Source organism: Porphyromonas canoris, from assembly GCF_000769115.1.
Lineage (GTDB): Bacteria > Bacteroidota > Bacteroidia > Bacteroidales > Porphyromonadaceae > Porphyromonas_A > Porphyromonas_A canoris.
Window position 1 is genome coordinate 18,645 of sequence record NZ_JQZV01000014.1, and the last position, 8,747, is coordinate 27,391.

Here is an 8,747-nt window from a genome sequence, read left to right on the forward strand (position 1 = left end):
GATGACACCAGAACCTCAAAACGGTAAAAAAGTTTCCCTTTTGAACACACGCCCTTATGACTTTGAGATACAAGTTTTCGATGATACCTTGCTAAACTTTTGGGCACATTATGGTATCTATGAAGATACGCTTCAACGTTTTCGGGTCAGAAGCCTCAAGCGTTATGAAAGTGTCTCGTCCGAAGGGAAAAGATTTGAACTTCATAGTTTTCCGACAGAGCCGATATTTGCCTATATCGGGAATGGCTATGTGAAAATCTATCGACCTCATAGTCCAAAAATCAGATTTTTGTATGGAGGACGAATGCCAAACATTTATTGTTTTGGTATGGAACAACTCCCATGAAAAGGAGATATGCTCTTTATCACGGGAGGGGAGAAGGATGTACTTGCATTGTCTGCCCATGGATTTCATGCCATCTGTTTTAACAGTGAGACGGCTCAAATTCCCGAAAATGTGATAGAGGGTTTGAGCCTGAGATTTCGTCATATCATACTGTTATATGATGACGATGAGACGGGGAATCGTGAAGCAGACCGTCAAGTAGAACAACTATCCAAATATAAAGTACTTCAACTCCGTCTTCCGCTTAGTGGAACAAAAACAGAGAAAGATATATCTGACTACTTTGCTTTGGGGAACGGACGTGATGAGTTTCGAGGGCTACTATCCAAAATGTTTTTGGATGTATATAGCCAAACAATAATGATGCTACGTTCCTGTGAAATAGATTATGAGAACCCTCCAGACGTTTCTAAATCTGTAGTTTCTGTTAATGGAGTACCTCTTGGATCTCAAGACAATCTTTTTTGTATTACAGGAGGAGAGGGCACTGGTAAAAGTAATTATATCTCAGCAATTCTATCGGGAACACTTGGGGTAGAACGTTTAGAAACTGAAAAAAAACTCGGGGCTGGAGGTTACTCCCAATCCTAAGAGATTAGCTGTGTTACATTATGACACAGAGCAATCAGAAGCTCAACTGCATAAGAATTTAGGCAAGACCCTACGTCGAGCCTCTTTAGCTACTGTCCCCGAATTTTATCATTCATTGTATCTAGCCTCGCTCTCTCGTAAAGACCGTCTTAAATTAATCCGTGAGAGTATGGATCCATTCCATCATAAACATGCAGGGATTTATCTTGTCGTAATTGATGGAATTGCCGATCTGATACGCTCAGCCAATGATGAAAGCGAAAGTATTGCTATTATCGATGAACTCTACGGTTTAGCGGGGATTTATAACACCTGCATTATCTGTGTACTTCACTTTGTACCTAATGGGATTAAGCTTCGTGTACATATCGGTTCAGAATTGCAACGTAAAGCAGCCGGAATTCTGTCTATCGAGAGGAACGAAAATCCCGAATATTCAGTAGTAAAGGCGTTAAGAGTACGAGATAGAAGCCCATTGGATGTGCCAATGATGCTTTTGGGCTGGAGTAAAGAGTTGAATATGCACGTTTATCGAGGAGAGAAATCCAGGGAAGATAAGGATAAACGCAAGACCGAAGAGTTGGTAGCGGTTATCCGAGAAGCCTTCGGGCTAAACACTAGGCTCTCGTATCAAGAACTCTGTGAGGTGTTGATGCGGGAAATGGAGATCAAAGACCGCACGGCTAAGAAGTACATCGCCTATATGCGTGAGCAGGGTGTCTTGACACAGGACACTAACTTACTACCTTTGCATAGTAACAAAAGTGTAGTAAAATATGATCGCATCATTTACAGTTCGAAACTACCTCTCCTTCCGGCAGCCTGTAACATTTAGTTTTGAGCCTACGAGCGACAGTTTTATGTCGGATGAATATCTGATTGAAATTAAGGAGGGGGTACGCCTACTCAAAATCGGGATTATATATGGGGCAAATGCTTCTGGTAAAACAAATTTAATCTCAGCATTGGATACCTTGAGGGCCATAATGTGCCTACCCATAGAGGATAAAACTAAGGATGTTGGGGTTGTTCCCTTCTTGCTGGACGAGGAATCCCGACAGGGGAAAACAGAGTTTGAGTTATCCTTTTATATAAATAAGGAGAAATACCTGTTACAACTGACGGCTGATAGTAAGCGAATCTACCAAGAGAAGTTATTTTTCTATCCATCAAGTCGGGCTGCTGTTTTATACGAAAGGAATTACAATCCAGAGTTGGATTTAGTAGAAATCAATTGGGGTAGCTATCTAAAACTCAGCAAAAAAAGCTATATGGCAATTGAGGGTAACACCATCGCCAATATGTCTGTTATAGCAGCTTGGAGTAAGAGTAATGTAGAAACTTCACGTCTGAATGATGTATATCTTTTCTTCTCTGAACAAATGTTTTTACCTGTAACAGCTACATTATCATTAGCCGCATATGTAAGAGAAACTCTTAGGAATGATGTCAAAGGGACTGTGAAAGATTTTGCTAAGAAGTTTCTTCAGACCTCAGATTTTAATATCTCTGATATTGATATAGAAGATGAGGAAGTGCAACTTAATGAAGAGGTACGCACGCTTTTGTCCTCACTACCTGTTCCGGAGAATGCTAAGTTTGACTGGCTAAAAGATGGAATCATTCGCAAAGAGCAATTTGTCTTTACACATCAAACTTCCCAAGGTAAATATCGACTACCAGAAACTATGGAGTCTGCAGGAACCTTTCAGATATTAATGCTTTCAGTTCTTCTATATAAGGTACTCCACCAAGCTAGCATTATCATCATTGATGAGATAGAGGCTAGTTTGCATTATGAACTCTTGTCTTATTTTGTTAGGACATTCATTGCTAGCTGTGAGATGCCATCTCAGTTACTCTTTACTACTCATGATCTCAATCTTCTCAATGAGGAATTCGTTCGAAGAGATACGATTTGGTTTGCAGAAAAGGGTGCTGATGGGGGAAGTATGCTTACTCGCTTATCGGCATACGGTTTGCACAAGACGGCATCACCTTACAATGCTTATAGACAAAACAAGTTAGCATCATTACCTTTTCTAGGTTCTCATTATATCGACATAAATGGTGACTAAGCTATGGAAAAGAAAAGTGTTGCAATTATAGGAGAGGGAGAAACAGAATGGTTCTACTTGGAGTCGCTTCGTATAGCAAAGCGTTACCCATTTCAAATGAAGCCAACTTTCCCTAAGCATTTAACTTCCTTATTAGAGGAACGTAATCGCCATCACCTGCTACTAAAACTAATACACTGAATCTCTTGTAGAATGCTTGTTCAAAAGCCTCAAGTGCAAGCCATACATCAATACCCTTTTCCTGCTTCCCTCCTCCTTGCTTACTTTTAAGAGGTAAATAGTGTGTTGTAACACCCTCTGAACTGAGAATATCGTCAAACAATCTATCATAATACAGGGTTTGTCCTTTCTCTTTAGCCTCAAAAGCGGTTAATCGTCCACGAAAATAATGAGCATCTACAATTTGACACAATCTCTCATCTACTCCTTCTTCCTTAGAAACCTGCTTTCTTATAAAATGATGTAATCCCTCTATACTCAATCTACTTTTTCTTTCATGAGAAAAAGAATAGTAATTGCTTACATGTAGGAAGTAATTCCCATCGTAGAAGACCCCAATTCGAGTAAGGCTATTATCTTTTGCCATAGATTTTAGATATTTTCTGATTGTATTGAAATTTGTTCTCCGCAAAGTTATCGAATAATTTCATATAAAAAGTTCCGAAATAACACTTTTTTTCATTGCTCATAAAGCACTAACTTTGAGGGAGTCAAGACCAAATATATAGTCTATCTGAATGCAAGGTATACGCCTTATCAGAAAAAGGTATACATTTTTTGATTAAAACGTATACGTTTCAAGCGTAAAACGTATACGTCTTGTGCATAAAAGGTATACGTTTTGAGGCAGGGAGATTTAGGCTTCTCTATAAGAGGGGGTTCGGCTGACGAAAACACATCACATCTCGTCCTTGTATTAGGTCTCCGACAGGGATAGAGACAACAATCTGGAGACGCTTTAATAGATTATGAGTAAGAAAAACAAACCTTTAGGTTACACCTTAGGAGAACGCAAGGTGGGAGTTGGAACCCTCAAAGGCCAAATGGTTATTCAGGCTACCCCATCGGGTAGACATCGTGTGAGCTTTGAACGCTTTTGCGAACTGGTTGCCAAAGACACAACGCTCAATTACATGGAAGTGCAGAGCGTTCTGAATCTTGCTGCCGATATGGCGCGCGACATTGTGGCTAATGGAGATATCGTGGACTTTGGACGCTTGGGCACGCTTTCTCCCTCGTTCAAGAGCAAGGTTGTCCCCGTTGGCACGGAGTTTAATGCCAACATTCACATTACCGAACCTCGAGTGAATTTGCGTCCGAACTCAACCTACTTCCGTCTTCGTCCCGAAGAGGTTAGCTACGAACGCATGATTGCCAAGCCCAAGACGAAGAAGAAAGATTCGCCATCGGGTGGTGGATCTTCGCCCGCTCCCATCGACGACGATGACCACGCAGGGATCTAAAGCCCCTTTAATCACATAGTAGCCACCCGAGCGAACATTTCTCCCAATAGAAACTCGCTCGGGCGGTTTCTTTTTACCCTCTTCAAGAGAACTCTTTCAAGGAATGAGCAGGGCGATTCCTGACGGGAGAGTCGTACTACCTTATGGCTTGGAAGTTACCTTCGACAAAACGGTGCACCTTATCTTTCCATCGGCCATTCGATATGTGGACTTGGGAAGCAATAACCTGATTGCAGGCAAGGCGGAGGATGCCGAGAATGTGCTACGTGTCAAGGCTGCCGTTCGAGACTTCGAGACAGAGACCAATATGAGTGTCATCTGTGAGGATGGTTCTTTTTACTCATACAACGTAAAATATGCCGAAGAGCCCGAGAAGCTCAACGTAGAGATGAAAGACTTCCTCTCTTCGACAGACCGACGCCTGCCCTCTAATCGCGCAGACATCTATTTCAAAGAGTTGGGCAACGAATCTCCCATACTCGTAAAACTGATGATGGAGAGTATCTACAAGAGTAACAAGCGTACCATTAAGCATATCGGGGTACGACAGTTCGGAATGAGGTTTCGGCTTCGGGGACTCTATGCGCACAATGGGCTGCTCTATTTTCACACACGCATAGACAATGATACCAATATGCCCTACTCAGTGGATTTCATCACCTTTAAGGTCGTAGACAAGAAGGTCGCCAAGCGTACTGCTATTCAAGAGCAGGTTCTGCAACCCTTGCGTGCCTATCATCAGATAATGTGGGTGAAAGGACAGAGTAGCGACCGAAGCATCTTTGCCTTAGAACAGTTTGCGCTATCGGAAGATAAACAACTCGAAGTTACGCTCTATGAGAGAAATGGAGGGCGCACACTCTCTTTCTATGTGCAGAATGAGGATCTTCTGTTAGCTCGACGTATCGATAACCTTAAACTGAAGTGGTGATGAAAAGAATACTGTTTTTACTACTCATAGCAGGAGCTATGATATTTCCTTCATACGCTCAGCGTCTCATCCCTAAACAGCAAGGAGTGGAAATAGTGGGGAGTATTCTCCTTATTCGAGGAGAGAAACTCTTTCAACCTGAGAGGTTCGGATTGTGAGTCGCCTTCACTCGCTATCTCAAGCAAGCGAACTATCTATTCCTTTCAACCGAATATGAACAGCAGGCACTGCCTTACCGAACCTACGATGTCTTGATGCAGGATGCCCTACTGCAAGTAGGATATATGCATCCCATGCTCTCCGATAGGGAGAAAAATATCTTTACCTATTGCGGTATATCGGCTTTGGGTGGCTATGAAGAGCTGAATAAGGGCAAAGAGCTATTACCCGATGGGGCAACGCTTCTCGACCGCTCTCGCTTTGTTTATGGCGGTGCGGTGCATAGTTCGGTGGAGTGTTTCCTCTCGGATAGGCTGCTCCTCGTCCTCAAGGCTCAGGGACGACTGCTCCTCGGCTCGGATGTACATCGTTTTCGTCCTGCACTCTCGGCAGGCATTAAGTTTAATCTTTAAGCAACAAGAAAAGAATGAAGAGGAAAATCTTTAATACACTGTGGGTCTTGGGGGTACTCACTTTTGCGGGGTTTTGTCTACCTGCTTGTCATCGGGAGCTGGATGTGCAGCAGTCTTACGACTTCGCTTTGCAAACGATGCCCGTTCAAAAGGACATCAAGAAAGGCGAAACAGTCGAAATCCGTTGCTCTCTCAGACGAGGGGGCAACTTTGCCGACACAAAATACACCCTCCGCTACTTCCAACCCGAGGGCAAGGGTATCCTAAAAATGGACGATGGCTTAGTCTTTAAGCCGAACGACCGCTATCCCTTGACGAAAGAGGAATTTCGCTTGTACTACACTTCGCAGTCGGCAGACCGCCAGACGATAGATGTGTATATCGAAGACAACCTCGGCAAAGTACAACAATTGACTTTCAGTTTTAATCACAAAAAGGAGGAGGAAAATCCTAATCAAGTAGCTATCCGAAAAACTGGCTACAGCCGTAAATATTAAGAGCCTACTCTTCAAGAAAATGGGAAAAACACGTCTATAGTTTTGCAAAATACCCCTTGGAAGTTTTATCAGCTCTCAAGGAGCATTATGCAGTCCTATTTATTTGCGCTTTCGTGCTGAATTACTATTTATCCTCGACCTTCAATATATAGCGAGTAAGTTATTGTAGATTTATTCATCTTCCGTATTTCTATACTATCTGTTTTATCATTATATATATTCTTGAATGATATTTTAATAGGAACTAAAACTCTTGGACTTGTTATAGACCATAGTTCATTCCCATCGAGACTCTCAACATTATCTGGATTGTAGACATCATATATACAAAATAAAGGGATAACAAGACCTCTTCCGATAGGTATATCTCCATATCTAATAGTATGTTTTTGTTTAGAAAATGTTTTACCAGAGATGTCTTTCTTGATTTTATCTAATGAAATAACATCCTCAGCGGTAGTTGTAAAGTAATGAAGTCCTGAAGAAGATTGAAGATAGTCATACTCTATCGTTACATCTTTGGCAATACTTCCTCCAATTTGCTTTATAGCTAATGCAACAATACTTTCTCTATTTATTGGTATACTATCAACATCAAATCCAATCTCTTCTAAATTGTTTATATCATTCTCTACAAATAAATAATTGCGTAATGCTTCAGTTGATAAAGAGTCTGTTGTTTTTTTGTATGTTTTAAACTCTTCAAAAGCCGATAAGTCTATGTCAAAATATTGTATTTCAAACATGGGAAATTCTTTTGCAATAGCAATACTTGATTTTGTTGCATCATAATTGAGCAGCCTTATTTCTTTTCTGATTTTAGCTAAGTTATAAATCCCCACAGTTATATTGAAGATTAACAAGAAGATGTTAATGACACTTATCATTATACCAATCTTTCTTCTTTTCTTTCTTTTCGTATTATTGCGAGTCATATATGTTCTCTTTATAAACTATCTTATCTCCCAAAAGTAGCAAAAATGCACTTATTTATCAATTGTAAGAAGTGGTTCCCCTTATGTGTCTTCCTCCGGAAGGTGTAACACAGATAGAAAGAATATCCCCAGCGGGGCTAGCCTCTCTGGGGATGGACGCCAAAGATTATATTTGCGTTGAATTATGAAAAAATACAACCATTTGAGCTAGAGCAACCGCATCACATCTTTAGTATTTTTTTGAGGTAGTCTATATTCTGAGCAGCCTTGAATAACCTCTTCCGTAAGGATAGCTTGTCTTTATCCCAGATTTATCATCAGAGATTAGCCTCTGAAGTCGAGTCGTGACTTATAAATTTTTAAGAGGAAATAGTTATGCCTGAAATGAGCATATATTTGACATCACCCAATTGGTTAGATAAAATTAGAGTTCTGACATGGTTTTTATAAGGGTGTAATCATCATATATTGAGAAGATTACATAAGAATATTTCTAATGGCCGTCATTAGAAAAGCAAAACCTGATGACAAATTTGGGTTAAACTCTTGGTATCCACTAGGCTACACGGCTCTGTATCTGCTTGATGTTTCGGTGTACAAGGTCAATGATGCGGTCGTGGTATTCGGTGTTCTTGTTCTGCAAGCCACGGCACTGAATGACCTTCATTGTTTCAAGCGATACCTCAATGGTTTCTATTCGCTTGCCCTCAATGCGAGCCGATAGGATAAGGCTCTGCTCCTTGAGGTAGTACTCGTTGGTAAACACACAATGGTGTAAGGCTTTGCCTTCCTCCATATACTCTGCTACACTCTCCAAAACTCGCACCTCAATCGTGCCGTCTGTAAAGGCGATGCCAAAGAATGGGGCTTTGAGGGCTTGAAAACGCTCCTCGTTTTCTATGGCTTTCTGTCGCCTTTGGGCTTCGGCTTCCTTATTTCGCTGTGCCTGCAACTTCCGCTGTGCTGTGTCGTGGGCTTCTTGTAAGTCCTTGGGGCAAACGAAGTGGGCGTTGTGCGTGTCCTTCTTGTAAGTCCTTGGGGCAAACGAAGTGGGCGTTGTGCGTGTCCTTACCTAACCTCCCAAGCATATCCACATAGTCGCACCAAAGGGCAATGTCTGTGATGTCGTAGCCCCTGCGGAGCGTGATTTTGTAGGCTTGCCAATACGCATCTATTCGCCTTGCTCGGCTGAGGAAATACCGCAGATGCTCGGTGCGTCCTGCCTTCATCAGTGTTTCGGCACGGCTGTCTGTGAGGAGGGCAGGGATAAGTATATTAGGGGCGATGTCGTGGCACTCGCCTGCAAAGCCGTTCCTGCGGAGGGTGTCTATTGT

The 8,747-nt window shown here is 41.8% G+C and carries 5 protein-coding genes and 5 pseudogenes; 7 read left to right on the top strand and 3 right to left on the bottom strand.

What is annotated here, in order from left to right; translation table 11 throughout:
* Window position 1: 1 nt before the first annotated feature.
* From HQ43_RS09290 to HQ43_RS10095, 3 genes and pseudogenes are all read left to right on the top strand, one after another.
* A pseudogene (locus HQ43_RS09290) lies at window positions 2-1,676 on the top strand (AAA family ATPase); the annotation flags it as partial.
* 37 nt (window positions 1,677-1,713) lie between these two features.
* Window positions 1,714-3,015: an AAA family ATPase gene (locus tag HQ43_RS09295; protein ID WP_036793015.1), complete on the top strand. Its 1,302-nt coding sequence runs from the start codon at window positions 1,714-1,716 to the stop codon at window positions 3,013-3,015.
* Between the two features lie 3 nt (window positions 3,016-3,018).
* Window positions 3,019-3,135: pseudogene (locus HQ43_RS10095) on the top strand (RloB domain-containing protein); the annotation flags it as partial.
* Here the strand turns inward: HQ43_RS10095 and HQ43_RS09300 are convergent.
* A complete protein-coding gene (locus tag HQ43_RS09300) occupies window positions 3,128-3,601 on the bottom strand; it encodes an NYN domain-containing protein (protein ID WP_036793043.1) in 474 nt (157 codons plus the stop codon). The pseudogene HQ43_RS10095 and the gene HQ43_RS09300 sit on opposite strands and share 8 nt — an antisense overlap.
* 382 nt (window positions 3,602-3,983) lie before the next feature.
* Between HQ43_RS09300 and HQ43_RS09305 the strand changes: the two genes are divergently transcribed.
* The 4 genes and pseudogenes from HQ43_RS09305 to HQ43_RS09320 all read left to right on the top strand — a co-directional run bounded on the left by HQ43_RS09305 (window position 3,984) and on the right by HQ43_RS09320 (window position 6,478).
* Window positions 3,984-4,478, top strand: a complete 495-nt coding sequence (locus HQ43_RS09305) for an HU family DNA-binding protein (RefSeq protein ID WP_036793017.1) — start codon at window positions 3,984-3,986, stop codon at window positions 4,476-4,478.
* Window positions 4,479-4,557: 79 nt separating this feature from the next.
* A pseudogene (gene traN / locus HQ43_RS09310) lies at window positions 4,558-5,409 on the top strand (conjugative transposon protein TraN); the annotation flags it as partial.
* A pseudogene (locus tag HQ43_RS09315) lies at window positions 5,409-5,981 on the top strand (conjugal transfer protein TraO). The pseudogenes traN and HQ43_RS09315, both read left to right, overlap by 1 nt.
* A 14-nt stretch (window positions 5,982-5,995) precedes the next feature.
* The gene (locus HQ43_RS09320) at window positions 5,996-6,478 is read left to right on the top strand and encodes a DUF3872 domain-containing protein (protein WP_036793023.1); all 483 of its coding nucleotides are present in this window, start codon (window positions 5,996-5,998) and stop codon (window positions 6,476-6,478) included.
* A 128-nt stretch (window positions 6,479-6,606) separates the two neighbouring features.
* On the opposite strand, the gene HQ43_RS09325 is transcribed toward HQ43_RS09320, so the two are convergent.
* Window positions 6,607-7,413, bottom strand: a complete 807-nt coding sequence (locus tag HQ43_RS09325; RefSeq protein ID WP_036793026.1) for a hypothetical protein — start codon at window positions 7,411-7,413, stop codon at window positions 6,607-6,609.
* A gap of 556 nt (window positions 7,414-7,969) precedes the next feature.
* Window positions 7,970-8,747 (bottom strand): annotated as a pseudogene (locus HQ43_RS10185) (PcfJ domain-containing protein); the annotation flags it as partial.

Coding starts and splice junctions, on each gene's coding strand:
- HQ43_RS09305 (WP_036793017.1), top strand. CDS start 3,984: ATGAGTAAGAAAAACAAACCTTTAGGTTACACCTTAGGAGAACGCAAG.
- HQ43_RS09325 (WP_036793026.1), bottom strand. CDS start 7,413: ATGACTCGCAATAATACGAAAAGAAAGAAAAGAAGAAAGATTGGTATA.
- HQ43_RS09300 (WP_036793043.1), bottom strand. CDS start 3,601: ATGGCAAAAGATAATAGCCTTACTCGAATTGGGGTCTTCTACGATGGG.
- HQ43_RS09320 (WP_036793023.1), top strand. CDS start 5,996: ATGAAGAGGAAAATCTTTAATACACTGTGGGTCTTGGGGGTACTCACT.
- HQ43_RS09295 (WP_036793015.1), top strand. CDS start 1,714: ATGATCGCATCATTTACAGTTCGAAACTACCTCTCCTTCCGGCAGCCT.